Source organism: Dongia sp., assembly GCF_041906375.1.
GTDB lineage: Bacteria > Pseudomonadota > Alphaproteobacteria > Dongiales > Dongiaceae > Dongia.
The window spans coordinates 93,491-118,576 of sequence record NZ_JAYRJJ010000005.1 but is presented as its reverse complement, the minus strand read 5'-3'; the positions used below and the strand labels follow the sequence as shown (position 1 = coordinate 118,576).

At 61.3% G+C, this 25,086-nt stretch carries 27 protein-coding genes; 17 read left to right on the top strand and 10 right to left on the bottom strand.

The genetic code is table 11. The features are described from left to right. Positions 1-60: 60 nt before the first annotated feature. The gene (gene metC, locus ACE3OA_RS16185) at positions 61-1,230 is read right to left on the bottom strand and encodes a cystathionine beta-lyase (RefSeq protein ID WP_374312554.1); all 1,170 of its coding nucleotides are present in this window, start codon (positions 1,228-1,230) and stop codon (positions 61-63) included. A gap of 224 nt (positions 1,231-1,454) precedes the next feature. Here metC and ACE3OA_RS16180 point away from each other — a divergent pair, with 224 nt between their 5' ends. From ACE3OA_RS16180 to ACE3OA_RS16165, 4 genes are all read left to right on the top strand, one after another. Then, positions 1,455-2,492 (top strand): amino acid ABC transporter substrate-binding protein, encoded by a 1,038-nt coding sequence (locus ACE3OA_RS16180; protein ID WP_374312552.1) that lies wholly within the window; start codon positions 1,455-1,457, stop codon positions 2,490-2,492. 90 nt (positions 2,493-2,582) lie between these two features. Then, entirely contained in the window at positions 2,583-3,794 is a 1,212-nt protein-coding gene (locus tag ACE3OA_RS16175) for an amino acid ABC transporter permease (protein WP_374312550.1), read from the top strand. A 16-nt stretch (positions 3,795-3,810) separates the two neighbouring features. Beyond that, a complete protein-coding gene (locus ACE3OA_RS16170; RefSeq protein WP_374312548.1) occupies positions 3,811-4,974 on the top strand; it encodes an amino acid ABC transporter permease in 1,164 nt (387 codons plus the stop codon). A 72-nt stretch (positions 4,975-5,046) separates the two neighbouring features. Beyond that, positions 5,047-5,775, top strand: a complete 729-nt coding sequence (locus ACE3OA_RS16165; protein ID WP_374313040.1) for an amino acid ABC transporter ATP-binding protein — start codon at positions 5,047-5,049, stop codon at positions 5,773-5,775. Here ACE3OA_RS16165 and ACE3OA_RS16160 read toward each other — a convergent pair. From ACE3OA_RS16160 to ACE3OA_RS16145, 4 genes are all read right to left on the bottom strand, one after another. After that, positions 5,772-6,305 carry a thiamine phosphate synthase gene (locus ACE3OA_RS16160; RefSeq protein ID WP_374312546.1) on the bottom strand — a complete coding sequence of 178 codons (534 nt, stop codon included), beginning with the start codon at positions 6,303-6,305 and terminating at the stop codon, positions 5,772-5,774. The genes ACE3OA_RS16165 and ACE3OA_RS16160 overlap by 4 nt on opposite strands. Positions 6,306-6,381: 76 nt before the next feature. Continuing rightward, positions 6,382-7,302, bottom strand: coding sequence for a class I fructose-bisphosphate aldolase (locus ACE3OA_RS16155; protein WP_374312544.1), 921 nt, complete (start codon positions 7,300-7,302; stop codon positions 6,382-6,384). Positions 7,303-7,421: 119 nt separating this feature from the next. After that, positions 7,422-7,757, bottom strand: coding sequence for a hypothetical protein (locus ACE3OA_RS16150; protein WP_374312542.1), 336 nt, complete (start codon positions 7,755-7,757; stop codon positions 7,422-7,424). Continuing rightward, positions 7,754-8,194 carry a group III truncated hemoglobin gene (locus ACE3OA_RS16145; RefSeq protein ID WP_374312540.1) on the bottom strand — a complete coding sequence of 147 codons (441 nt, stop codon included), beginning with the start codon at positions 8,192-8,194 and terminating at the stop codon, positions 7,754-7,756. Before ACE3OA_RS16145 ends, ACE3OA_RS16150 begins: the two co-directional genes overlap by 4 nt. 175 nt (positions 8,195-8,369) lie before the next feature. Between ACE3OA_RS16145 and ACE3OA_RS16140 the strand changes: the two genes are divergently transcribed. From ACE3OA_RS16140 to ACE3OA_RS16095, 10 genes are all read left to right on the top strand, one after another. After that, positions 8,370-9,335, top strand: coding sequence for a YcgJ family protein (locus tag ACE3OA_RS16140; protein WP_374312538.1), 966 nt, complete (start codon positions 8,370-8,372; stop codon positions 9,333-9,335). Between the two features lie 145 nt (positions 9,336-9,480). Beyond that, positions 9,481-11,193 (top strand): ABC transporter permease, encoded by a 1,713-nt coding sequence (locus ACE3OA_RS16135; RefSeq protein WP_374312536.1) that lies wholly within the window; start codon positions 9,481-9,483, stop codon positions 11,191-11,193. After that, positions 11,193-12,302, top strand: a complete 1,110-nt coding sequence (locus tag ACE3OA_RS16130; protein ID WP_374312534.1) for an ABC transporter ATP-binding protein — start codon at positions 11,193-11,195, stop codon at positions 12,300-12,302. The genes ACE3OA_RS16135 and ACE3OA_RS16130 overlap by 1 nt, the downstream gene beginning before the upstream one ends. Positions 12,303-12,442: 140 nt before the next feature. Beyond that, positions 12,443-12,658: a twin-arginine translocase TatA/TatE family subunit gene (gene tatA, locus ACE3OA_RS16125; protein ID WP_374312531.1), complete on the top strand. Its 216-nt coding sequence runs from the start codon at positions 12,443-12,445 to the stop codon at positions 12,656-12,658. A 59-nt stretch (positions 12,659-12,717) separates the two neighbouring features. After that, the gene (tatB, locus tag ACE3OA_RS16120) at positions 12,718-13,209 is read left to right on the top strand and encodes a Sec-independent protein translocase protein TatB (protein ID WP_374312529.1); all 492 of its coding nucleotides are present in this window, start codon (positions 12,718-12,720) and stop codon (positions 13,207-13,209) included. Further along, positions 13,206-14,012 carry a twin-arginine translocase subunit TatC gene (gene tatC / locus ACE3OA_RS16115; RefSeq protein ID WP_374312527.1) on the top strand — a complete coding sequence of 269 codons (807 nt, stop codon included), beginning with the start codon at positions 13,206-13,208 and terminating at the stop codon, positions 14,010-14,012. The genes tatB and tatC overlap by 4 nt, the downstream gene beginning before the upstream one ends. An 83-nt stretch (positions 14,013-14,095) precedes the next feature. Then, complete coding sequence (gene serS, locus ACE3OA_RS16110) at positions 14,096-15,373, top strand: serine--tRNA ligase (RefSeq protein ID WP_374312525.1); 1,278 nt, start codon at positions 14,096-14,098, stop codon at positions 15,371-15,373. Beyond that, positions 15,366-16,205, top strand: a complete 840-nt coding sequence (gene surE, locus ACE3OA_RS16105) for a 5'/3'-nucleotidase SurE (protein ID WP_374312523.1) — start codon at positions 15,366-15,368, stop codon at positions 16,203-16,205. Before serS ends, surE begins: the two co-directional genes overlap by 8 nt. 10 nt (positions 16,206-16,215) lie before the next feature. After that, positions 16,216-16,893 (top strand): protein-L-isoaspartate(D-aspartate) O-methyltransferase, encoded by a 678-nt coding sequence (locus tag ACE3OA_RS16100; RefSeq protein ID WP_374312521.1) that lies wholly within the window; start codon positions 16,216-16,218, stop codon positions 16,891-16,893. A gap of 2 nt (positions 16,894-16,895) precedes the next feature. Further along, positions 16,896-18,119, top strand: a complete 1,224-nt coding sequence (locus ACE3OA_RS16095; RefSeq protein WP_374312519.1) for a peptidoglycan DD-metalloendopeptidase family protein — start codon at positions 16,896-16,898, stop codon at positions 18,117-18,119. Here the strand turns inward: ACE3OA_RS16095 and ACE3OA_RS16090 are convergent. From ACE3OA_RS16090 to choX, 3 genes are all read right to left on the bottom strand, one after another. Further along, positions 18,116-18,973 carry an ATP-binding protein gene (locus ACE3OA_RS16090; protein ID WP_374312517.1) on the bottom strand — a complete coding sequence of 286 codons (858 nt, stop codon included), beginning with the start codon at positions 18,971-18,973 and terminating at the stop codon, positions 18,116-18,118. The two genes, ACE3OA_RS16095 and ACE3OA_RS16090, sit on opposite strands and share 4 nt — an antisense overlap. 71 nt (positions 18,974-19,044) lie before the next feature. Next, positions 19,045-19,941 (bottom strand): alpha/beta fold hydrolase, encoded by an 897-nt coding sequence (locus ACE3OA_RS16085; protein WP_374312515.1) that lies wholly within the window; start codon positions 19,939-19,941, stop codon positions 19,045-19,047. 18 nt (positions 19,942-19,959) lie between these two features. Further along, positions 19,960-20,892 carry a choline ABC transporter substrate-binding protein gene (choX, locus tag ACE3OA_RS16080; RefSeq protein WP_374312513.1) on the bottom strand — a complete coding sequence of 311 codons (933 nt, stop codon included), beginning with the start codon at positions 20,890-20,892 and terminating at the stop codon, positions 19,960-19,962. A 142-nt stretch (positions 20,893-21,034) separates the two neighbouring features. Between choX and betI the strand changes: the two genes are divergently transcribed. The 3 genes from betI to ACE3OA_RS16065 are packed head-to-tail and all read left to right on the top strand — an operon-like array spanning position 21,035 to position 23,239. Then, positions 21,035-21,643, top strand: a complete 609-nt coding sequence (gene betI / locus ACE3OA_RS16075; protein WP_374312511.1) for a transcriptional regulator BetI — start codon at positions 21,035-21,037, stop codon at positions 21,641-21,643. 4 nt (positions 21,644-21,647) lie between these two features. After that, complete coding sequence (locus tag ACE3OA_RS16070; RefSeq protein ID WP_374312508.1) at positions 21,648-22,346, top strand: hypothetical protein; 699 nt, start codon at positions 21,648-21,650, stop codon at positions 22,344-22,346. Next, a complete protein-coding gene (locus ACE3OA_RS16065; RefSeq protein WP_374312506.1) occupies positions 22,343-23,239 on the top strand; it encodes a serine hydrolase domain-containing protein in 897 nt (298 codons plus the stop codon). The genes ACE3OA_RS16070 and ACE3OA_RS16065 overlap by 4 nt, the downstream gene beginning before the upstream one ends. A gap of 117 nt (positions 23,240-23,356) precedes the next feature. Here ACE3OA_RS16065 and ACE3OA_RS16060 read toward each other — a convergent pair whose 3' ends face one another. Together ACE3OA_RS16060 and ACE3OA_RS16055 are read right to left on the bottom strand one after the other, a co-directional pair. After that, positions 23,357-24,361 carry a tyrosine-type recombinase/integrase gene (locus ACE3OA_RS16060; protein WP_374312504.1) on the bottom strand — a complete coding sequence of 335 codons (1,005 nt, stop codon included), beginning with the start codon at positions 24,359-24,361 and terminating at the stop codon, positions 23,357-23,359. A 169-nt stretch (positions 24,362-24,530) separates the two neighbouring features. Further along, complete coding sequence (locus ACE3OA_RS16055) at positions 24,531-25,085, bottom strand: hypothetical protein (RefSeq protein WP_374312502.1); 555 nt, start codon at positions 25,083-25,085, stop codon at positions 24,531-24,533. Between the last annotated feature and the right edge of the window lies 1 nt (position 25,086).

The following is a 25,086-nucleotide window of genomic DNA, read 5'->3' as shown; positions in this document are numbered from 1 at the left end:
CCAGAATGCGAAAGGGCCGGTCCATTGGACCGGCCCTTTTCCGTTGCGTCGACGTTGTCGTCAGTTGCCCCGCAAGCGGTCCAGGCCGCGCGCGAGATCCTCAATGAGATCCTGTGGATCCTCGAGACCTGCGTGGATGCGCACCGTCGGTCCGGCGGCATTCCACTTGGTCGCGGTGCGCGCCGTGCCGAGGGAAGACGGCACCATCAGGCTTTCATAGCCGCCCCAGGAGAATCCGAGACCGAACAGTTCCATGCCATCGATCATGGCATTGACGCGTTCTTCTGCCGCCGGCTTCAGCACCACGCCAAAGAGCCCGCTGGAGCCCAGGAAATCACGTTTCCACAACGGGTGACCCGGATGGTCGGGAAGGGCGGGGTGCAGCACGCGCTCGACCTCCGGACGACCCTTGAGCCACTTCGCCAGGGCAACCGCCGTTTCCTGGTGCTGTGCCAGCCGTGCTGACAAGGTCCGGATGCCGCGCAGCGCCAGGTAGCAATCGTCACCGCCGACGGCGAAGCCCATGCCGTGCACCTGGGTCTTCACTTGATTGTAGAATTCCCCGCGCATGGTGATGATGCCCATCATCACGTCCGAATGGCCGACCAGATATTTGGTCGCGGCATGCACGACCAGATCGACACCGTGGCGATAGGGTTTGAAATAGAGCGGGCTCGCCCAGGTATTGTCCATGACGACGATACAGTTCTTGGCATGCGCCGCAGCCGCGATCGCCGGCACATCCTGAATCTCGAAAGTGTGAGAGCCCGGACTCTCGAGATAGACGACCTTGGTGTTGGGTCGGATGAGATCAGTGATCCCGGCGCCGATCAACGGATCGTAATACGTGGTCTCGACGCCGAATTTCTTCAACTGCGTGTCGCAGAAGAAGCGCGTCGGTTCGTACACGGTATCGACCATCAGCACATGATCGCCGGCTCCAACGAAGCTCATTAAAGCACCGGCGATAGCACCCATGCCGGAGGGGACGGCGACCGCCTTGTCGGCCTCTTCGAGGCACGCCACAGTCTCTTCCAAAGCGAAGGTCGTCGGGGTGCCGTAGCGGCCGTAATAGACATTGTTGAACTTGTCCCGGCCGCGCGCGCGCATATCGGCGACATTGTCAAAGAGCACGGTGGATGCGTGATAGACGGGAGGGTTAACGATGCCCTTGTTGGCCCGCGGGTTGTTGCCTGCATGTGTAATAAGGGTGCGGTCGCGCCGTTTCATAACCGGTTCCAATTTGTTTAGTTCATTGATCTTTATCACCGCCCGGCACGGGTTCCTAGCTGCACTGCGGTGGGCTTTAGCGCCCGGGCCAGAAGGCTTGTGAGGGAAAAGTGCATGTGTTACAGAAAATTCAAGCTTGTTTCGCCTCTGGGAACTGCACCCGAAATCGGGGCAATGGTGGAACGGGTGAAAGGGAATAAAAACTCCAGGGAAGGACTGCAAAAATGAAGCATTTGAAATACGCCGTTGCAAGTGTCGCTTTGCTGGCTGGCATGGCCACGGCCGCGCAAGCCGGGACGCTCGATGACGTCAAAGCGCGCGGCAAGCTGCTGTGCGGCGTCACCACGGGCCTCGCCGGTTTCGGCGCGCCGAACGACAAGGGCGAATGGGCCGGCCTCGATATCGATCTCTGCAAGGGCATTGCCGCCGCCGTTTTCGGCGATGCGAGCAAGGTTGAATACAAGCCGCTTTCCGCTGAGCAGCGCTTCACCGCCCTGCAATCCGGCGAAGTGGATGTTCTGGCGCGCAACTCGACCTGGACCCTGTCGCGCGACAGCCAGCTGGCGCTCGATTTCGTGCAGGTTAACTATTATGACGGCCAGGGCTTCATGGTGCACAAGGATCTCGGCGTGAAAAGCGCGCTCGAGCTGAAGGGCGCCACCGTTTGTGTGCAGGAAGGCACCACGACCGAAAAGAACATGGGCGACTTCGACAAGGCCAATGGCCTTGGTTTCCAGCCCGTGAAGTTCAAGGAAAACGATCAGGCCCGTGCGGCCTATGACGAAGGCCGCTGCGATGCCTACACGACCGATGCATCCGGCCTTGCCGGCGAGCGCACGGCCCTGAAGGATCCGGCAAACAATATCATCCTGCCGGAAATCATCTCCAAGGAACCGCTGGGCCCGGTCGTTCGCCATGGCGACAACCAGTGGGGTGACATCGTTCGTTGGACGCATAACGCGACCCTGGTGGCCGAAGAAAAGGGCATCACCCAGGCGAATGTCGACGAAGTGAAGGCGGCGAATGCTGCAGACAACGCCTCGGCCGATGCCGAAGTGCAGCGTCTCCTCGGCGTTACCGACAAGATGGGCGAAGGTCTCGGTCTCGGGAATGACTGGGCCTACAACATCATCAAGGCTGTCGGCAATTACGGCGAGATCTTCGACCGCAACATCGGCCCGAAGACGCCGATCGGCCTGGAGCGCGGCTTGAACGCGCTGTGGAACAAGGGCGGCCTGCAATACTCGCCGCCGGTTCGCTAAACCAGTAAATCGCTGATATTCTACGCCCGGCTCTTAACAAGCCGGGCGTAGATGTCTTATCTGCACGCAACCCGTTGGGGAGGCGTTGACATGGCGTCAGCAAAAACGGCGGCAGCTGCGGGTGCCGCTGCGAACACTATTTCGCAAAGCAAACCGGCATTCTGGCGCGACGAGCGCGTGCGCGGGATTATCGCGCAAATCGCCGTCCTCCTCCTCCTGGTCGCCGCCTTTGCGTTTCTGATCTACAACTTTCTTGAGAAGCAGTCGAAGGCCGCTGGCCCCGCCATCAGCTTTGACTTCCTCACCAATATCGCCGGCTTCCAGCTCAGCTTCTCGATCATCGATGTGACGCTGGATTCCCAGATCGGCCACATGATCCTGGCCGGCATGATAAATACCTTGTTGGCGGCTGCGATTGCCGGCTTTTTCGCCACCATCCTGGGCCTTCTGGTCGGCATAGCGCGGTTGTCCAAGAACTGGCTCGTTTCGCGGATCGCCGCGACCTATATCGAGATCATTCGCAACATTCCACTTCTGTTGCAGCTTGTCTTCTGGTTCAGCGCCATGATCGCGATGCTTCCCCTGGTGAAGGAGAGCTTCAGCATCGCAGACGTGATCTTCCTCAATAAGAAGGGACTGTTTCTGCCCAAGCCGATGTTCGAGGGCAGCATCATCGTCTTCATCCTGGCGGTTCTGTTTGCGATCGGCCTGGCGTTGGGCATTGCCCGGTGGGCGACGAAGCGACAGCTTGATACCGGCCAGCAATTCCCAGTGATTATCGTCAACACGGCGCTGGTCATCCTGCTGCCGCTCATCACCTACATCGCGGTCGACCCGATCATCTGGGAAGTTCCGCAACAGGGTGGCTTCAATTTCAAGGGCGGTCTCACCGTCCAGCCGGAAATGACGGCGCTCATCATCGGCCTTTCGATCAGTACTTCGGCCTATATCGCTGAGATCGTCCGCGCCGGTATTATCTCAGTCAGCCACGGTCAGACCGAAGCCTCATTGGCGCTCGGCCTCAAATCCAGTTGGACTCTGCGGCTCGTCATTCTGCCGCAGGCGCTTCGTGTCATCATTCCGCCGCTGATCAGCCAATATCTCAACGTGGTCAAGAATTCGACGCTCGCGGGTTTCATCGGATACGCCGACTTGTTTGCCGTCATCGGCACGTCACAGAACCAGACCGGTCGGGCCATCGAATGCATCATCATCCTGATGGGCTTCTACCTCGCCGTCAGCCTGATCATATCGTCGATCATGAACGTCTATAACAAGCGCGCCGCGCTGGTTGAAAGGTGAGGGCGCAATGACGGACATGACCGATACTCCGATCGTTCCCGGCAACCGCCCGAGCCTGCCGCCGCCCGTCACCGAAGCCGGTGTTATTGGCTGGCTGCGGCATAATCTGTTTGCCAGCTGGTGGGATACGCTGCTCACGCTTGCGGCAGTGGTGCTGCTTTACATCCTTGTCCCGCCCATTCTGCGGTGGGTTTTCATCGACGCCGATTGGAATTATCTGCCCTCCGTGATCGCGGGCGAGAAGGCGCCTCAGTTTGCCGATTGCACTGCGGGCGGCGCTTGCTGGATCTTCGTCAAGGCCCGGTTCGGCCAATTCGTCTATGGCTTCTATCCCGACACGCCGATCGCCGACTGGTTGCCGCTCAGCAATCGCTGGCGCGTTGACCTGACCTTCGTCATGCTGGTCGTTTCTGTCTATGGACTGCTCGCCGAGAGGGTGCAGCACAAGAAACTCTTCGCCTGGTTCTTCTTCGCGATTTTTCCTTTCCTCGCTTTCTTCCTGCTGCATGGCGGCTTTGGCCTCGAGACGGTGCCGACGTCGAAATGGGGCGGCTTGATGCTGACCCTGATCATCGCCGGCATCGGCATTCTGTTCTCGCTGCCTATCGGCATCCTGCTGGCACTCGGCCGCCGCTCCCAGCTGCCGGTCGTGCATATGCTCAGTGTGATTTTCATCGAATTCGCGCGCGGTGTGCCGCTGGTCACGATCCTCTTCATGTCGAACATCATGCTGCCGCTGTTTCTGCCCCCGACCTTCGAGCCGGATATCCTGCTGCGTATCCTGGTAGGTGTGACGCTCTTTGCCTCGGCCTATATGGCCGAAGTGATCCGCGGCGGGCTGCAGGCCCTGCCCAAGGGGCAGTATGAAGGTGCCATGGCCATGGGCCTCGGCTACTGGTCCATGATGCGTCTCATCATCATGCCGCAGGCCCTGCGCATTGCCATTCCGGGTATCGTCAATAATTTCATCAGCCTCACCCAGGATACGACGCTGGTAGCCATCGTCGGCCTCTATGATTTCCTCGGTATCGTCCGGGCAGGCTCACGCGATTCAAATTGGATCGGCACGGAGATCGAAGGCTACGTTTTCTGTGCGGCGGTCTACTGGGTCTTCTGCTTCTCCATGTCGCGCTACAGCATGCGGATCGAGCGCAAACTTCACACCGGCCATAAGCGCTAAGAGGGGTTCATCATGAGCACACAAGCACAAGTCAATCCGGCCGCGAGCGAAATGGCGATCAGCGACGAGGTCATGATCGGCCTCTCCGGCGTGAATAAATGGTATGGCCAGTTCCATGTCTTGAAGGACATCGACCTCACTGTGCTGAAAGGTGAGCGCATCGTCATCTGCGGACCTTCCGGTTCCGGCAAATCAACACTCATCCGCTGCATCAATCGCCTGGAAGAGCATCAGCGCGGCAAGATCGTCGTCGACGGCATCGAACTCACGCATGACCTCAAGAACATTGAAAAAGTGCGACGTGAAGTCGGCATGGTTTTCCAGCACTTCAATCTGTTTCCGCACCTGACCGTGCTGGAAAATCTCACCCTGGCGCCGATCTGGGTAAAAAAGGTGCCGAAGAAGGAGGCCGAGGAGGTAGCCATGCACTACCTTAAGCGCGTCAAGATTCCCGAGCAGGCGGGAAAGTTCCCGGGCCAGCTTTCGGGCGGACAGCAGCAGCGCGTGGCCATCGCCCGCTCGCTCTGCATGAGCCCTAAGGTCATGCTGTTCGATGAGCCCACATCGGCACTCGACCCGGAAATGATCAAGGAAGTGCTCGACGTGATGATCGAGCTTGCCCGATCAGGCATGACCATGATCTGCGTCACCCATGAAATGGGCTTCGCCCGCACCGTGGCCAACCGCGTCATCTTCATGGACAAAGGCGAGATCATCGAGCAGAACGAGCCGGAAGAATTCTTCCATCACCCGAAGTCGGAACGCACCAAGTTGTTCCTCAGCCAGATCCTGCACCACTAAGAGAGCAGGGCGGCAATCGCCTTCACCGGATCGGGCGCTGACCAGATAGTGGGGCTGGGCGCCAGGAAGTCGACGCCGGCCGCGACGAAGGCCTTGGCCGTCTCAGGTGTGAACACAGCGGCGACGACACTAGGCACCGTCATCATCTCAGTCCACCAAGCGATGAGGTCGAGAGCCTCGGCCTCGGTTTCCGTCGTCACGGAGAACTGAACGTAATCGGCGCCGGCCTCGCTCACTTCCATGGCGGTGTGCCGCTCCAGCGGGCAGGCAACGCCGACGATTCCCTCGGCGCCGACGCTGCGTCGCGCTTTGGCATAGAGCGTTGGATCGCTGAGATGCACGCCATCGGCCTGCAGTTTTACGGTTAGATCGGTATCATCGAGCAAGACTGCGATATCGCGTTCCTGCGCCAGCGGTAACAGCGTCTTTGCGATTGTTGTCACCCGCGCGGTATCGTCACCGGCGATACGCAGGCAGGCGACATCGGTCGCTGCGATCGTCGACAACAGCAGATCGGCAAAGCCGGTCACGGCAACGCCGCCCGAGATAAGCTCGGGCGGCGTCGTCAGTGTCAGCCTGCAGCTAGGGGTTTCGGCAGAGATCGCCTTATTCCTTGCCCTGATAGATCTTGATGATGGTGTCGAGCATCTTCAGCGCTTCCTCGCGCGGACGCTGGAAGGTGTTGCGGCCGATGATCGAACCGTTGCCGCCACCGTCACGGATGCCACGGATTTCATCGAACAGGCCGTCGAGGCTCTTCGATGCGCCGCCCGAGAAGACGACGATGCGCTTGCCGTTGAAGCAGGCTTCCGTCACATGGCGGATGCGGGCCGCCATTGTCGCGATATCGACCTTTTCTTTCTCGTAGACCTTCTTGGCCTCGCCTTGCTCGAGGAAGGCGGTGGGCGGCTTCACCTTGATGATATGGGCGCCGAGGAGGGCGGCCATATGGGCGGCATAGGCGCAGATATCCATCGCCGTCTCGCCGTCCTTGCTGATGCCATCGCCGCGTGGATAGGACCAGACCACGACCGCGAGGCCGGCGGCCTTGGCTTCTTCCGACATTTCGCGGATTTCTTCCATCATCTCGAAGGCATAGTCGGAGCCCGGATAGATGGTGAAGCCGATCGCGGAGCAGCCGAGGCGCAGCGCGTCGTTGACCGTGCCGGTGACGGCCTGATCCTTGAGTGTGGCAAGGCTGTTGGAACTGTTAACCTTGAGGATAGTCGGGATCTGGCCGGCAAAAGTGTCGGCACCCGCCTCGATCATGCCGAGCGGAGCGGCGTAGGCCGAGAGGCCGGCTTCGATGGCGAGGTCGAAATGATAGTGCGGGTCGTAGGCGGCCGGGTTGGCGGCAAAGCTGCGCGCCGGACCGTGTTCGAAGCCCTGATCGACCGGCAGGATCACCAGGCGGCCCGAGCCCCCCAAGCGGCCGTTCATGAGGATGCGGGCCAAATTCCCCTTGGTGCCCGGATTGTCCGATTCGTAATGGGACAGGATCTTGCGGACTTTTTGTGTTGTTTTCATATAGTTAGCTCCCGATGCGGGTCGCGGCTTTTGCAGCCGCGAGAAAATGTAGGTCGGGGCTGGTTCATAGCCAGATTCCTTGGGCAGTTCAATCCGCTCAGGATCTGACAGCGCTTACGTCACGGAAATATAGGTTTGGTGGTAATGACCCGCCCGCCGCAGCCGGCGGCGATATCGGTGACTTTTTCCGTCACCTCGGCGGGGGCGCGCAGAGCGACATTGCGCAGGCCAACCCGAAGGGCCTCGATCGCAAGATCCCCACGGCTGCCGCAATCGATCACCAGATTAGGCTCCCGATCCGGAAATGCCATCCGCAGGGCATGTTGCAGCGTGTAAAACCACATCACGCCGTGGATCTCGGCGCCGTTCTCCGGTGACCACAATTCCAGATCGCCGGCCAGATCCTTTGAGAGTGCCGTACTCGCCTCAGGCAGGGTTGCAACGCGGCTGATCAAGGCTGGACCAGAGGCGGCATGTTGGGGACCCATACATTCGGGTCCGGTGCATGAAATGCGAAGGCCAGCTTGAAGCTTTCTGCAATCCGGTTGGCTTTTTCGATGAACGCCTCTGCCAAAGGTGGCGCGAAGAGTTCCCGTGCCGTGGCCGTGAAAAGGGCAAGCCAGTGAGCGAAATGCTGCGGCTCGATCTCGTTGATCTTGATATGGGCCGGGATCGGGCGGCCCTTATAGCGGCCGGTGGTCAGCATGACCGAGGACCAGAAATTGCACATGGTCTTCAGATGCGGCGTCCAATCCTCACCGATCACCCGGGCGAAAATCGGGCCCAGTTCCGGGTCCTTGCGGATGCGGGCGTAGAAGGTCGCCACCAAATCCTCGATCTGGGCTTCGGTGGGCAGGGCCGGATGGCCGGATGCACTGGTGCTGGCCGTCATTTGGAATGCCTATAAAGATGAATGCAACTTACATAATTTATGCGCTCCCGTCCAACAAGCGGCACCAGCACCCTGCGACAACTGGCGCGGGTGGAAAATACGCACTATGTCGCTCGCGATGAAGTGATCGCCCATCCTCTAGCGAAGGCGGGACGGGCGTGACATATCGGACCGAATGAAACGCCGCGCTTTCGGCGGCCATGAGGTCGATATGCGTTACTGGTTTCTGCCGCTTTCGGCACTGGCACTGATGCTCACCGCCTGCACAGCGTATCAAGGCGGACCCGCCTATGCGCCGGCCTATGTTCCGTCCTATGGCGCGGCGGTATCTCCCTATGGCTATGGCGGCTGGTCTTCGCCCTATGGCTTCGGGAATGACTATGCCGGATCGAACCGCTTTTCGCCCAAGAAGGGCCTTACCTGCGACCGTAATCGGCATGTCTGCTACGATCGTTACGGTGTCGACTATTACGCCACCCGCGAGTATCTCGGCTCGAAATCCGCCAAATACGGGGTGAAAAAGTATGGCGATCAAGCTTTTATCTTCGCGCCACAGCAGGGTGTCTTGTGCGATCGGCGGAGCCAGTCCTGCTCGGATGGCAACGGCTTAAATGCGTCGCTCACCCGCAAATATTTCAGCAAGGGCGACACCAGGCGGGTGGCTGGCTGGACAAATGCCGACATGTTCGCTCCACAGGCCGGGGTAGCCTGCAATCGGACGACGCAGATCTGCAGCAACAATGCCGGTCCTAATGTCGATCTGACCCAGCTCTATTTCGGCCGCGAGGCTGCGGTCGATCTCGCCAACCAGCAGAACCAGCCTCTTCTGGCGCCGGAACCAGCGCCCGTCGTCACCCCAACCGTGGAAGCGCCGACGGTCCCGGCCATCGCGCCGGTCGAGGCGACCGCTCCTGCCGGGCCGCTCCCCGCTGAACCTGCCGACGCGGAGACGCCCACGGCCTTCATACCGCCGCCCGAGCCCATGCCTGTGGAGGCCGCCCCGGAACCGGCGGCGGCCCCGCTGGAGCAGCCAGTTCAACCCGCCCCCATGCCTGAGCCTGTCGCCGCGCCGGAAGCCGCGCCAGCCGTGCCGGAACCGGCCCCGGCCGCAACAGTTTGCGAAGGCGAGACCTGTCCTTAAATTCTGTGTGGGAATTTGTCGCAGGGAAAGTTAACGCCTCTCCTTGCTATTCAGAATAACTCGCAATATCGTTTTCGCCGATCTTCAAGCAACGCTTCGGTCCCAAAGGCGGACCGGGCCGCGCCCTGTTGCGAGAGTTGGTTCCTTGGCCTCGATTGACACCATTGCCGATGCGCCGGGGCGCTTTTCGTCCGCTCGAATGAGCCGGCTGCGAATCTGGCATGTGTCGACCTGGGCTATTGCCCTGGCCGTGGCCTTTCCCATTTTGGCCGTCTTCAGCAGCATCTTCGCCGCCAAGGGCGAGATATGGAGACACCTCGCCGAGACGGTGCTGCCGAGCTATGTCGGAAATTCGCTGCTGCTGGTTGCGGGTGTTGGTGTCGGCGTGCTGTTGATCGGCGTGCCGGCGGCTTGGATGGTGACTCTCTGCCGGTTCCCCGGACGGCGTCTGTTCGATTGGGCATTGCTGCTGCCCATGGCGATGCCAGCCTATGTGATTGCCTATACTTATACCGGCCTTCTCGATTATGCGGGACCAGCCCAGACGGCGCTGCGTGACCTGCTCGGCCTTGAGGGCGGACTGCGCTGGATCCCTGACATCCGCTCGCTGCCCGGCGCCATCCTGATGCTGGTGCTGGTGCTCTATCCCTATGTCTACCTCCTGGCGCGCGCGGCCTTTCTGGAACAATCGGCTTGCGTGCTTGAAGTCAGCCGGACACTCGGTTGCTCGCCCTGGCGCGGTTTCTTCCGTGTCGCCTTGCCACTGGCGCGACCGGCGCTCGTTGCCGGCGTCGCCCTGGCGTTGATGGAAGCGCTCAACGACTATGGCACCGTGCAGTATTTCGGGGTCGATACGCTGGCAACCGGCATTTACCGCGTCTGGCGCGGCATGGGCGATGCCACGGCCGGCGCGCAACTCGCCGCCTTGCTGCTGGTCATCGTCTTTATCTTCCTGGGGGTTGAACGCTGGTCTCGCGGCCGGCGCAGCTTTGCACATTCGACCACGCGTTATCGGCCCCTGCCGCGATACAAGCTCAGGGGCTTGCGCGCTTTCGGGGCCATCTTCGGCTGCGCGCTCCCGGTAACCTTCGGGTTTCTGCTGCCGGCCGCAGTCCTTCTCTATTGGGCTATCACCAATCTCGATGCCTGGGCAGGTGCCAAGTTCCTGACCCTCATCCGCAACAGCTTTTTCATGGCCGGTTTCGCGGCGATCCTCGCCGTCTGCCTGGCCTCGGTCCTCGCATACGCCATGCGGCTGCACCCGACACGCCTGACGCATTGGGCGGTGCGGGTTGCGAGCCTCGGCTACGCTATTCCCGGTCCCGTACTGGCCATCGGCATCCTGCTGCCCTTCGCTGGCATCGACCGCATGCTCAATGCCTGGGCCAAGGCAAGTTTCGGCGTCACCTTCGGTCTGATCCTCAGCGGCACGCTGGTTGCCATAACCTTTGCTTATCTGGTCCGCTTCCTCACGGTCAGCCTCAATGTGGTCGAAGCCAGTCTCGGCAAAGTCACGCGGTCGATGGATTTTGCCGCCCGCTCGCTGGGTCGCACGCCGCTCGGAACCCTGGCGGATGTGCATCTCCCCATCATGCGCGGCAGCCTGCTCACAGCGGCCATTGTGGTGTTCGTTGATGTGTTGAAGGAATTGCCAGCGACCCTGGTATTGCGGCCTTTCAATTTCGACACGCTGGCCACGATGACCTTCAATCTTGCCAGTGACGAACGGCTGGCGGAAGCGGCCGGCCCGGCGCTTGCCATCGTTGCAGTCGGCATCATCCCGGTCTATCTGATGGCTCGCGCCAGCGCCCAGGCGCGGCCGGGGCACAATGCGCCGGCGACCAAGAAGCTCATTTGATGAACATCCAGACTGCCTGCGCCCTTGAACTTCACGACGTCAGCCACGCTTATGCCGAGGTGAGGGCGGTCGACCATGTCTCGCTTCATGTGAACGAAGGAGAGGTGATCTGCCTGCTTGGCCCCTCGGGCTGCGGCAAATCGACCATTCTGCGCCTGGCTGCGGGGTTGGAGCCGCTGCAGCAGGGCCGCGTGCTTATGCAGGATCGGCTCGTGGCGGATGGCACCTCTAGGCAAAGCGTGCCGCCGGAACGTCGCGGCGTCGGTCTTGTGTTCCAGGATTTTGCACTCTTTCCGCATCTCTCCGTCGCGCGCAACGTGGGCTTTGGCCTGGCGGATCTCGATGCGCGCGCGCGCGAATTGCGTATTGCCGAAGTGCTGGAACAGGTCGACATGACCGAATTCGCCGAAGCCTATCCGCATGCCCTTTCCGGCGGGCAGCAGCAGCGCATCGCGCTCGCGCGCGCCTTGGCGCCGCAACCGGCCATCCTGCTTCTGGACGAGCCATTCTCCGGCCTTGATGCGCGCCTGCGCGAGCAGATACGTGACGACACGCTGCATGTGCTGAAGCGCAGCCGCACGGCGACATTGATGGTCACGCACGACCCGGAGGAGGCCATGTTCATGGCCGACCGCATCTACCTGATGCAGTCCGGGCGCGTGGTGCAGAGCGGATCACCGGATGCGCTCTATCATCGGCCCGTCAGCCCCTTCGTGGCACGTTTCTTTACCAACACCAACGATCTGACCGGCGAGGTCATGTCGGGCCATGTCATGACCCCGCTGGGATCGCTGCCGGCCCCGGGTCTTGCTGACGGTGCCGCGGTCCAGATCTTGATACGGCCGGAAAGCCTCCGCGTGGTACCGGCTGGGGCCGGGAATGCGCCCGCAGTACCGGCGCTGGTGGAAGAGGTGCGTTTCCTGGGGGGCAGCAAACTATTGGTGGTCCGCCTGGAACCGGGCAGCCAGGAGGGGCCGCTCCTGCGTGTCCGCCATGCCGGTCGCCAACTGCCGGAGCCGGGCAGCCGGATTCTCCTGCAACTCGATCCGGCCGACGCCCTGATCTTTCCCGAGCGGCGCGATGGTGATTGCCGCCAGCCTGAACGATGACGGAAATTCCGGCCTTGTCAGCGAGTTAGCAGCGACTAAATGATGCTGACTGGCTATTGTAGCGAAGCGGCGGATTTGCCATAGTCCGCCCGGGTCCGGCGCCCACCGCCGGAGGGAATAAGATTTAAGGAGAGGCCCAGATGGGTAGCTTCAGCATTTGGCATCTTCTGATCGTTTTGGTCGTCGTGCTCGTCCTGTTCGGTGGCGGCGGCAAACTGTCGAAGATCATGGGCGACCTTGGAGCCGGCATTAAGGACTTCAAGAAGAACATCAAGGACGGCAGCAAGGACGAGGCGAACATCAACGTCGCCAAGACCGAAGAGAAGCCGCGGGACACCATCGTCGACCGCAGCTGATGATCGCCGCCCGGCTCCCGGGCATGCGAAACGACTAAGGGCTAAAAGGGTAAGGCTGGATGTTCGACATCGGCTGGAGCGAGATGTTGATCATCGGTGTGGTTGTCCTGGTCGTCTTGGGGCCAAAGGAACTGCCGCACGCGCTGAAGACCTTCTCCCATTGGATGCGTGCGGCGCGGAAGCTCGGCAGCGAATTCCAGAGCGGCGTGAACGAGATCGTCCGCGATGCGGAATTGGAAGACGCCAAGCGCGAATTGCAGAAGATCAGCAAGCACTCGATCGGAGACAAGATCGAGAAAGCGATCGATCCTTCGGGCGATCTGAAGAAGGCGATCAATGAGCCGGTGGCGGAAGCCAAGGCGGCTCTATCCGAGCCGGCTGCTGAGTCCGCGGGCGACAAGCCGAGCATCGCCGACATGACGGCAACCATGCCGTCCTTGGCCGTTACAACCGGCGAGCCAGCCCCTGCTGTCACTGAAACAGCGCCTCCCGCGGCCGAACCGGCTATTGCCGGCCCCGAGATCACCCCCGATAAGAGCCTTTCCGCATGAGTGGCGCCGAAGAAGACAAGAAGATGCCGTTGCTCGAGCATTTGGTCGAGCTGCGCACACGCCTGCTCTATGCGGCGCTGGGATTCTTCATCGCCTTCATCGCTTGCTTCTTTGTTGCGCAGCATATCCTTGAATTCCTGCAGCGGCCTCTGGCCGAGCTGCTGCCGGCAGGCCGGCCGATGATTTTCACTGATCTGACGGAGCCATTCTTCACGCAGCTCAAGGTCGCGGCCTTCGGCGCGCTTTGCCTATCCTTTCCCATAATCGCTTCGCAGATATGGGCCTTTATCGCACCCGGGCTCTATAAGCATGAGAAGAGCGCGTTTCTGCCGTTCTTGATCGCGACGCCGGTCATGTTCGCCGTGGGTATGGCGTTCGTCTATTACGTCCTCATGCCGATGGCCTGGAAGTTCTTCCTCGGGTTCGAGACCGCGGGTGGCGAGGGGAAGTTGGCGATAGAACTTCTTCCCAAGATTGGCGAATATATCAATCTGATCATGAAGCTGATCTTCGCTTTCGGATTCTGTTTTGAGCTGCCGGTACTGCTGACCTTGCTGGCCAAGGTCGGGATCATTGGGTCACAGGGTTTGCGGGAAAAGCGCCGCTACGCCATCGTCGCCATCGTGGTGGTGGCTGCCGTCGTGACCCCGCCGGATGCCATCAGCATGATGTCGCTGGCGGTGCCGATGCTGGCCCTCTACGAGATTTCGATCCTCATGGCCAGGCTGGTGGAAAAGAAGCGGGCCGAAGAGGAGGCGACGTCCTCCGAAAACGAGCCAGGGACGGACGTCAAACCGGCCTAAGCCGGCTCCAACCCAGCTTTGACCGCTCGCAGGTTCCGTCTTATAAGTTGAGCCGAATCGAGGATCTGGAGCTCGGCGGCTAAATGTTTGACCCTAAATGGATTCGTGACAACCCAGCAGCTTTCGACGCCGGCCGGGCGCGGCGCGGTTTGCCGCCGCTTGCCGCCATCGTGATCGAACTCGACAGCAAGCGTCGTGCGACGCAAACCGCGTGGCAGGAAATGCAGGCCAAGCGGAACGACCTTTCCAAACAGGTCGGCCAGTTGAAGGCAAAGGGTGGCGACGCCAGCGCTGTCATGGCGGAAGTGGCGAGCCTCAAGGATCGCATGGCGGCAGCCGAGATCGAAGAACAGAAGGCTGCAGCCGAACTCGACGCCCTGCTGGCGCAGCAGCCGAACCTGCCCGCGCAGGATGTGCCCGAAGGGGCTGACGAAAAGGCCAACCGCGTCGAGCGCGAGGTCGGCCATCGCCGCAATTTTTCCTTCGCACCGAAGCAGCATTTCGAGCTTGGCGAGGCGATGGGCCTCATGGACTTCGGCGCTGCCGCCAAGATTTCCGGTGCCCGCTTCGTCGTTTTGAAGGGCGCCTTGGCACGGCTCGAGCGCGCCCTCGGCCAGTTCATGCTCGATACGCATACCGCCGACCATGGTTATACAGAGGTCAACCCACCCTTCCTGGTGCGTGACGTGGCCCTCTACGGCACCGGCAATCTGCCCAAATTCGCCGAAGATCTGTTCAAGACGGAGCAGGGCCACTATCTGATCCCGACCTCCGAAGTGCCACTGACCAATCTGGTTGCCGACGAGATCGTCGACGAAACGAAGCTGCCCTTGCGCTTCACTGCGCTGACACCTTGCTTCCGTTCCGAGGCCGGTGCCGCCGGGCGCGATACGCGCGGCATGATCCGTCAGCACCAGTTCCTCAAAGTTGAGATGGTGTCGATCGCGCATCCGGATGAATCCGAGGCCGAACATCAGCGCATGACCAAATGCGCCGAGAACGTGCTTTCAAAACTGGAGCTCCCCTATCGGGTTGTGACACTCTCTACTGGCGACATGGGCTTCTCCGCGCAGAAGACTCATGACATCGAAGTGTGGCTGCCCGGTCAGGGCATGTACCGCGAGATTTCCAGCTGCTCCAATTGTGGCGAGTTCCAGGCCCGGCGCATGAAAGCGCGCTGCCGCAAGCCCGGTGAAAAGGGCACGCGCTTTGTCCACACGCTCAACGGTTCGGGTGTCGCTGTCGGCCGGGCGCTCATTGCGGTTCTGGAAAACTACCAGCAGGAAGACGGCTCGATCCGCGTGCCGAATGCGCTGCGTCCCTATATGAACGGTCTTGAGGTCATCGGCACCCATGCTTAAGCTCCCTTTCGATCTGAAGAAAGCCCGCATCCTCGTCACCAATGATGACGGCATCCACGCGCCAGGTCTCAAGGTTCTTGAGAAGATCGCCAAAAGCCTTTCGACCGACGTCTGGGTGGTGGCGCCGGAGAGCGAGCACAGCGGTGCCTCGCATTCACTGACCCTGCGCCGGCCGCTGCAGATCAACAGGATCACGCCGCGCAAATTCGCCGTTTCGGGCACGCCCAGCGATTGCACTCTGATCGCCGTCAATCACATCATCAACGGTCGCCGACCCGACATCGTCCTTTCCGGCGTCAACCGTGGCGCAAACCTCGGCGAGGATGTCCTTTACTCCGGCACTGTCGCCGCCGCCATGGAAGGGGCCATGCTGGGTATTCCCGCCATTGCCTTCAGCCAGGTGCGCGTGAAGGACAAGCTGCATTGGGAGACCGCTGCGGCTTTCGCGCCGCAGGTGATCAAGAAGTTGGTCTCCTTGCCCTGGCCCAAGGGCGTGCTGATGAGTGTCAACTTCCCACCCGTTGCGCCCAAGGATGTGACCGGCATCGAAGTCGGTCGCCAGGGCCGCCGCATGTCGCATGTCGAAGTGGTGCATGCGCGCGATCCGTTCGAGCGTGAAGTGACCTGGATCGGCGATTTCCCGACCGATGAGCCGGAACACCCGGAGACGGATCTCGGCATTGTGCTCACCCGTGCCGTGTCGGTAACGCCGCTTCATTTCGATTTGACCCACGGCGCCATGCTGCGGCGCATGGAGGGTTTGTTCCCCAAGCCCAAGGCCGGCAGCGCGTCGAAGAAGAAAGTCCGCAAGACGGACGGCTTGCCTAAATGAGCCTGCCCCGATGAGCCTTCATGCGCGCAAGATCCGCATGATCATGAACTTGCGGCGGGCGGGCCTGACCGATAGCAACGTTCTCAATGCTATTGAGCGAATCCCGCGCGAGCTCTTTGTGCTCGACAGCTTCCATGACCAGGCCTACGAAGACCAGGCGCTGCCCATCAGCCATGGCCAGACAATCAGCCAGCCGCAGATCGTGGCGCAGATGACCGAGGCTCTCGAGGTCAAGAAGACCCATAAGGCATTGGAGATTGGCACCGGCTCCGGCTATCAGGCAGCCGTCCTCTCCAAGCTCTGCCGCCGCCTGTATACGATCGAACGCTACAAGTCGCTGCTGGCCGAGGCCGAGCAACGTTTTCATCATCTGCGCCTCCATAACATCACAAGCCGCTGCAGCGACGGATCGCGCGGGTGGCCCGAGCAGGCGCCGTTCGACCGCATTATCGTGACCGCAGCTGCGGCCGAGATACCGCAGGCCCTGGTGGACCAGCTCGCGGTCGGCGGCATCCTGGTCATTCCGGTGGGGCCGGAGCGGGGCGATCAGGTCCTGGTCAAGCTCACCAAGGAAGAGGACGGCAATCTCACGCCCAAGATCCTGACCGAGGTGCGTTTCGTGCCGTTGGTCGGCGGCGCCCTGCCGGAGGGCGAGGGCCGCGCCGTGCCGAGGCGAATGGAGAATTGATCATGCGTAAGCTGATCCCGCTGCTTATCGCCGCAGCCCTGCTGACCGCCTGCGGTAACATGGTAGCGCCGAGCCTCAATGCGACCTATTCCTCGGCGCCCAACAACCCCAACATGGGCCAGGTGGTGAACGGCGCCTATATCGTGGCGCCGGGTGATACGCTGGCCAGCGTCTCCAACCGAACCAACACGCCCATCAGGGCACTCATTGACAATAACGGTCTGCAGCCGCCTTACAATATTCGCCCGGGGCAGGAACTGCGCATCGCCGAACGACAGAATTACGTCGTGAAGAGCGGCGATACGCTGGGTGGCCTTGCAAAGCGATTTCGCGTGCAGCAGAGCGCCCTCGTCGAGCTTAACAATCTGAAGCCGCCTTATTCTCTGCGCGTCGGCCAGTCGCTGGTGCTGCCGAGCGCTGTCGAGGCGACGCAATCGGTCGCGACCGCCTTGCCGGCATCGACGCCGGCGACACCGCAGGCGCCCAAGGTTGATGTGGTGCCGTCCGCTGCTACCGCCGGCGCCGTGTCGTCGACCGCTTTGCCGCCGCCGCCATCGGCCAAGGCGACAGGGACCACTTCGGCGCCTACCACGCCATCGACGGCGAAGGTTCAGCCATTGCCGCCGCCCGTGACCGTGCCCACCGCGCCGACGCCGAGCGCGCCAAAGCCGGTTTCTTCCGAGCCGGATCTTACCGCGGCGGAAGAGGCGGTCGAAGGTGCCTATGAGCAATCTGCGCAGGCGCCAAAAGCCACAGTTCCCAAGCCGGCAGCCCCCAAGCCGGCAGCACCCGCGCCGGCGCCCGCTGAACCAGCGCAGGTGGCGAGCATCGCACCCGCCAGCGCGTCAGGTTTCTCCTGGCCGGTGCAGGGCAAGGTGATTCTCAAATATGGCGCCACGTCTGACGGCCTTCGCAATGACGGTATCAACATCGCCGCGCCCGCGGGCGCCCCGGTGATGGCGGCAGCTGACGGCACCGTCGCCTATGCCGGCAATCAGCTGCGCGGCTTCGGAAATCTGGTGCTCATCCGTCATGCCAACGGCCTCATCACCGCCTATGCGCATAACCAGTCGCTGCTGGTGCAGAAGGGCGACAAAGTGAAGCGCGGGGCCACGATCGCGCGGGTGGGTTCCACCGGCAACGTCGCGAAGCCCCAGCTCCATTTCGAGATCCGCAAGGGTGAGGAGCCAGTCGATCCGATGAAGTATCTGGATGGTGGTGCCTAAAGCACGATCTTCTTTCCAAGCCGGCCGGCGAGATCCTGGATGAATTGCCACGCCACGCGACCTGAGCGCGCGCCGCGCGTTACCGACCATTCAATCGCCTGCGCGTGAACCTCGTCCCGAGGCAGATCGAGGCCGAAGCTCTGACAATAGCCGTCGATGATGGCGAAAAAGGTTTCCTGGTCGCAATTGTGGAAACCGAGCCACAGCCCGAAGCGATCGGACAGTGACACCTTCTCTTCGACCGCCTCGGACGGATTGATCGCCGTTGAGCGTTCATTCTCGATCATATCGCGCGGCATCAAATGCCGCCGATTCGAGGTGGCGTAAAAGAGGACGTTGCCAGGCCGCCCCTCGAGCCCGCCTTCCAGTACCGCCTTCAGGGACTTGTAGCTGGCGTCGTTGGTATCGAAGGAAAGATCGTCGCAGAAAATGACACTGCGCCGCTTCTGATCGCGGAGCATCGTGAGCAGGCGGGGCAAAGTCACCAAGTCTTCGCGGTGGATCTCAATGAGGGTGAGCGGCGTTGCCGGGTCAAGATTGACCGCCGCATGCACGGCCTTCACCAGCGAACTCTTGCCAGTGCCGCGCGCACCCCAAAGGAGCGCATTGTTGGCCGGCAGCCCGCGAGCGAAGCGCCGCGTATTGTCGAGCAGGATGTCCTTGTTGCGCTCGATCCCCTGCAGCAGGTTGATATGTACGCGCGACACGCTCGGTACCGGTTCCAGCCAGCCGGTCTCGGACTGCCACACGAAGGCGTCGGCAGCCGAGAGATCGAGGGGCTTGGTGGCAGCCGGCGCCAGTCGCTCAAGGCTGTCGGCGATGCGCTGCAAAAGGGGGAGAATATCCTGGCTCATCTGCTCATTTTCCTCAGGAGGATCGGCAGATGTCATAGCGAGTTTGCAGGCGGAACACCAGATCGGGGGCGCTAGGTTCCCCCGGTTTCCCGCCAGAATTCCCTGACTTTGGCGGCGATAGCCGCCGCATTGGCCTCGGTCAGGATGTGACCGGTCGCCCAGAGTTCGACGAATGTTGCCGCAGGTAGAATGTCCTTGATTGCCGCCGCCTGGGCCGGCGCAATGACCGGGTCCGCGGCGCCGTGCAGCATCAATGTCGGGGCAACGATCGCGGCCAGCAGGGAGCGCCTTTCGCCGGCGGCACGCATCGCGCGCGCCTGGCGCCAAATACCGGCTGGATGGTGGCCCCGCGCCAGCGCTTGGCGGATGGCTCTGCGCCGCGCCTCTTCCGGCGGCAGTAAAGTTGGTCCGGCATAGATATCCTCCGCAGCCAGCATGAAATCGGCCAACTGCTTTTGACTGCCTTCAAGGAGGATCGAGCGGCGCATCATCGTATCGGCGGCCGGCGTGCTCTCGATCCAAGCTTGCCCGGCACTGGTCATCAGCCCGGTGAGGCTGGCCACGCGGCCAGGCCGGACGGCTGCCATCACTTGCGCGATCATGCCGCCCATGGAAAAGCCGACGAGATGTATCCGCGATATCCCCAGCGCGTCGAGTAGCCGCCAGGCATCTTCCGCCATGTCGGAGAGGCTGTAGGCAAGTGGTCCCGTCAATGCCTCGGCCCCAGGGAAGTCCTTTTCGGTCAGGGTCTCGATGCTGCCGCGGCCGAAGAGTTGTGACAGGCCGCTGTCGCGATTGTCGAAGACCAGCACCGGGCGCTCGGCAACGAGCGTTGCGATAATTTCCTCCGGCCAGTCGGTAGCCTGCATGCCCAGCCCCTGGATCAGTAGGGCAGGTGTCTTCGATGGCTGCTGGCCAGCGACGTAACGATACCAGAGCGAAAGGCCATCTAAGGCGATAAGCGGCATCGGCCTTCGCTATGTCTTTCAGAGTCCGAGCGCTTCCTTCACGGCCGGCAAGGCATCCTTGCCATCGACCGTGGTGACGCCGGCCAACCATGCATCGAGATAGTCGGGATGCGCCTTCAGCGCCTTTTTCGCAGCATCGGCCGCTGGCATGCTATCGCGGATAAGAAACCCCATCCCCTCATTTTCCAGAGGAATGTCGAAGGTGATGTTCGACAGCAGCTTGGCCACGTTCGGGCATTCCGCCATATAGCCCTTGCGGACCTGGGTATGCACAGTGGCGGCGCCGAGATCGGGGCCGTAATAGGCATCGCCGCCGGTGAGATAGGCGAGCGGGAAGTCATTGTTCATCGGGTGCGGCGCCCAGCCCTGGAAAACGATCCAATCCTTGCGGCGCACGGCCTTGTCGACCTGCGTCAGCATGCCTTGCTCACTCGATTCCACGACTTCCCAGCCGTCGAGCTTGAACTTCTTGTCGGCAACGATGTCAAACATCAACTGGTTCGAGCCTGGCTCGATGCCGTACATCTTCTCTTCGAATTTGTCGGCGAATTTGGCGAGGTCGGCGATGTCGTGGACGCCGGCGTCATAAACATATTGCGGGACGGCGAAGGTGTATTTTGCGCCCTCGAGATTCTGGTGCACGGTCTCAACCGACCCGTCGTCCTTATAGGTCTGGTAGTAGCTGACCATGGCGGGGTCCCAATAGCCCATGAAGACATCGAGATCCTTGTTCTTCAGGCTTTGATAGATGATGTCGAGCCCGAGCAGATTGCTCTCTGCTTTGTAGCCGAGGCTGTTCAGGATCACCGAGGTAACGCCGGTGGTGAAGGTGAGATCGTTCCAGCCCGGTTCGGCCAGCCGGACGGTCCGGCAGGTCTCCGGCTCGGCGGCGATGGCTGCCGAGGGCAGTAGCAGGATGCAGGCACTGAGCAGCAGCGACGACGCACGCATGGAAACCTCCCGGGGCAGGATTACGATTAAGATATTGACCAATCGGTTTATTTATTGACCTGTGGGTCAATTTATAGACCAAGTGGACAGCGTGCGCAAGGACGGGGACAATGGGGTCTTTATCGCCGACCGGAGAATCGTTTTGGCCCGACTGAGCATCGAGCAGCTGCGCCGCCAGGAACTGGCCGCCGCCGCCTATGAAATCCTGCAGGAAGAAGGCATCGCCGGCACGACGCTGGCGAAGGTCGCCGAGCGCGCCGGCATGTCCAAGGGCATCGTGCTGCATTACTTCAAGGGCAAGGATGAGCTCCTCGAAGTGGTTATGCGCCATGCCAATTCCCTACTGCGTGATGAGGTCGTGCTACTCATGGCGCAGGCGAAATCACCGCGCGAGCGGGTCGAGGCGATCATCGCCGGCAATTTCTCGCCGAAATTCTTCAAGCCGGAAATATGCAATGCCTGGCTTTCGCTCTGTGCCGAAGTACCACGCAACGCCAATTTCGCCCGCATCCAGCGTGCCATCCATGCGCGCATGCGTTCAAACCTCATGTCGGCGCTGCGTCATTTTCTGCCGGAGGCGCGGGCGGAGGCCGCCATCATCGGTATCACGGCCATGATCGACGGCCTCTGGCTGCGCTTCGGCCTCAGCCAGCAGGGCCTGACCTTGGCCGAAGCGAAAATACAGACGGATGCCGTCCTGGAATTCTATCTGGGGCCAAAGACCAGGACCGCGAAGCACGGGACAGCCTGACACCATGGCCTGGGACCTTATCGATACGGCCGAGCTTGTCGGAGGCGAACTGGCGCTCTACCGCCAGGGCGACCGTTCATCCGGCGAGGTCTTCATGATCCGCGTGAACGGTCTTGAACTGATGAATGGTTTTGGCCACCAATCGGAAACCGTACTGGGCGAAATGGCCGTGGCGGTTGCCAAGGTCTCAGCGCCCCATATTCTCATTGGCGGCCTCGGCCTGGGTTACACGCTGGCAGCAACCGCTGCGGCGCTGAAGGGGGCAGGGCGCATCACCGTCGCCGAACTGTCGCCCAAGGTAATCGAGTGGTTCGATCGCTATGTCTCGGCGAGCGTCCTCCCTGAACGCCCATTAAATCTCGCCATTGTCCCCGGTGATATTGGCGCCTTCATCCGCGGCAAGGATGTGGGACCTTTCGACGTTATCGTGCTCGACGTCGACAACGGCCCCGAGGCCTTGGTCTCCCCGCAGAACGCCCATCTCTATTCGGCCGAAGGCCTCCACGCCTTTGCAGCGAAGCTTTCGCCAAACGGCGTGATCCTCCTCTGGTCCGCCTTCGAAGCGCCCGACTTTGTTGTGCTAGCTGAGGGAGCTGGTTTCGCTGTCTCGGCCACCGCGCTCGCAGCTGTCAGGCGTCCCGATCTTTTGCACTACGCCTATGTGCTGGAGCACGATTTTGGGTCCAGGCAAAAAAGTCGATGACGGCATTGTTTGCAGTGGTGGACTCCGAAGGGCGGCCGGAAGGCTGCACCTCGACTGAAATTGTCCCTTGGTGGAGTTTTACGAAGACACTGATCGCGGCGGCGGCACTTCGGCTTTCAGAGGAAAAACGCCTAAGGCTCGACGCGCCGATCGACGGCGCCCCCTATACCCTTCGTCAATTGCTGCAGCATCGAGCGGGCGTCGGCGATTATGGTGCGTTGACGGCTTACAATGCGGCGGTGGCGCGGCGCGAACAGCCTTGGCACGATGATCAACTCTTCGCGCATATCGATCCGGCGGCTCTGCTGTTTCCGCCGGACGGCGGATGGGCTTACTCCAACCTCGGATATCTGCTCGTGCGTCGGGTGCTGGAACGCACCTGCGATGCTGATTTGCAGGAGATACTTGGGGAGAAAGTACTTCGCCCGCTCGGCCTGCTGAGGTCGCGTCTCGGCGTATCAATCGATGACATGCAGCAAACGCCATTTCCCGGGGGACATGGCTATCATCCTGGATGGGCTTTTCACGGGGTCGTGCTGGGGCCCGCTGCAGAAGCCGCCTTGGCACTCCACCACCTACTTTGCACCGATTTTCTAGAACCCCTTTCGCGCAATGCCCTTTTGGACCGACATCCAGTCGGAGGCGTGGCGAATGGACGTCCCTGGGTCGAGGCAGGCTACGGGCTCGGCCTGATGAACGGCACAATGCAGGCCGCTGAGGGGCATGCGCCGCTGTGGGTGCTTGGCCATTCTGGCAGTGGACCCGGCAGTGTCTGTGCCGTCTATCATGCTCCAGACCTGACTGAGCGCTTGACGGCCGCCGTCTTCGCCGATGGGGCCGACGCAGGCGCCGTCGAACGCGAGGCGCTCAGGCACATCGTACGTGCAAGTTAAGCTGGCCACGAACGCCACTCGTCATGTAACTATATGTATTTAAAGGAAAACTGGTGCCGTCGAGAGGAATCGAACCTCCGACCCCGTCCTTACCAAGAATGGGCGGGGGTTGAAGTGTCATGCCTTTTTGCGCTTCCCCACACTTTCCCCCGCCAGCCCCGGTAGTTTTGCTAAGGTCAAGCGTTGGACCTCGATATCCGTGGATTGGTAACGCATCGAGCTCTTGGGGTCCGTATGGTCGAGAGCGTCCATGATACTCCGCTGCCCCGCACCCGAGGCGTTCAACCACTTGCCGAGGCTGTGCCGCGCCATATGCGGCGTGAAGTAGACGCCGGCAGAGACGGCAAGGGGTGTCAGCTCCCGGTAGACGGCCCAGCGGTTGGCATAGGGGAAGACGCGGCCCACCCTGCCAACGCCCGCTGGAAGGGCAGCGAGGGCCGCTACGGTGTCGGGGTGGAGTGCCTTCTCCCGGTATCGATCTGTCTTGGCGATACGCGTCTCGAACGTACCGGCCTGCAGGTTGATCCTTTCCCACTCGATAGCGATGGCGTCGGAGATCCGCATACCGTGCCGGAAGAGGAAGACGAGCAGGGCCCGCAGGTGCCCCTCGGCCTTCGCTATCAGCTTGACGGCATCGTCGAGGTCCAGGGCGCGCGTGACGGCCTGCGGTTCCTTGAATTTTTTGAAGCGCGTATAGCCGCACCACTTGCTCTCCGCCGCGTAGTGCATGATGGCAGCGCAGGGGGTCACGACGAGCCGGTTTTTCGAGTTCTCCTTGTGCTCCGGGCAGAGCCGATTGGCCAAGCCGTGCAGCTCGGCGCTCGTGACCGCCTCTAACGGTAGATGGCCGATCTCTGCGACGAGGCGATTGATCTGCTGCACCTCCCGCCACGGCGGCTTGCGCCAGGCGGTATAGGCCTCGGCAGCTTGCCGAAACGTCTTGGTGGTTAGCGGAACGGCCGGACTGGCGACGAATTCGGCAATAAGCTTTGCCGCAATGCTTTCAGCCGCGCTTTTATCGACGGTGCCGGTCGTCCACTCGATGGATTTGCCGGCAATCCGCCCTCGGATGACGTAGAACCGGTTCCCTTTCCGCTTCCCGGGAGGGATGAGTTTGAACATGTCATAGCCTCGATGAGCTCTTTATAGGCGTCCAGGGTCAACCGGGTGCCGCGCCCCCGGCCGACTGTGGCAATCTCAGGGTGCTTGCGCAAGGCCCTTACGATGGTGTCATGGCTGTATTGGGTCGCCGCGGCAACCTCGGCCAGGGTGTAGAGGCGGGGGAGGTCAGTCACGAGGGTTTACGCTCCCCGCGCTCGAACGCCTCACGACCGTCGGCGGAGTTATGTGACCATAGATTGGGCGTGTCCGCGTCCTCAACTGGCGCACACCAGCACTCGGCGGAGAGTTCATGCTCGCGCAGGTCACCGATCGGCACGACGTGCAAAGGCCCCTGGGCAAACAGGGGTTTGAGTTTCTCGAGCTGCGCCTCGGCACGCCGCCTGCGCTTAACTTCCCACTCGATCTGCTTTTCGACCATGTCGAAAGGACAATCCAAGAGCTCCTCGATCGTGCGCAGGCGGTCGAACAGCACCCCATGCAAGTCGACGGCGGCCTTGTGGACCGTCTCGAGATGAGCGATCCGCTTTGCCTTTATCGCAGTATCTTCCACTAGCATGTTGAATTCGTTCTGCCACGCACGCGGGGCTGGGTGCGGGGCGTCGTCCACGTCGGAGCCGCACCGTTTGCAGATCATCCGACCGCCCAGCATCCGCACGCCCGGGTCGGGTTCGCAAATGATGCCGTGCCAAGTCAGATACAGTTTGCGGCGGAAAGTCGCCCACATC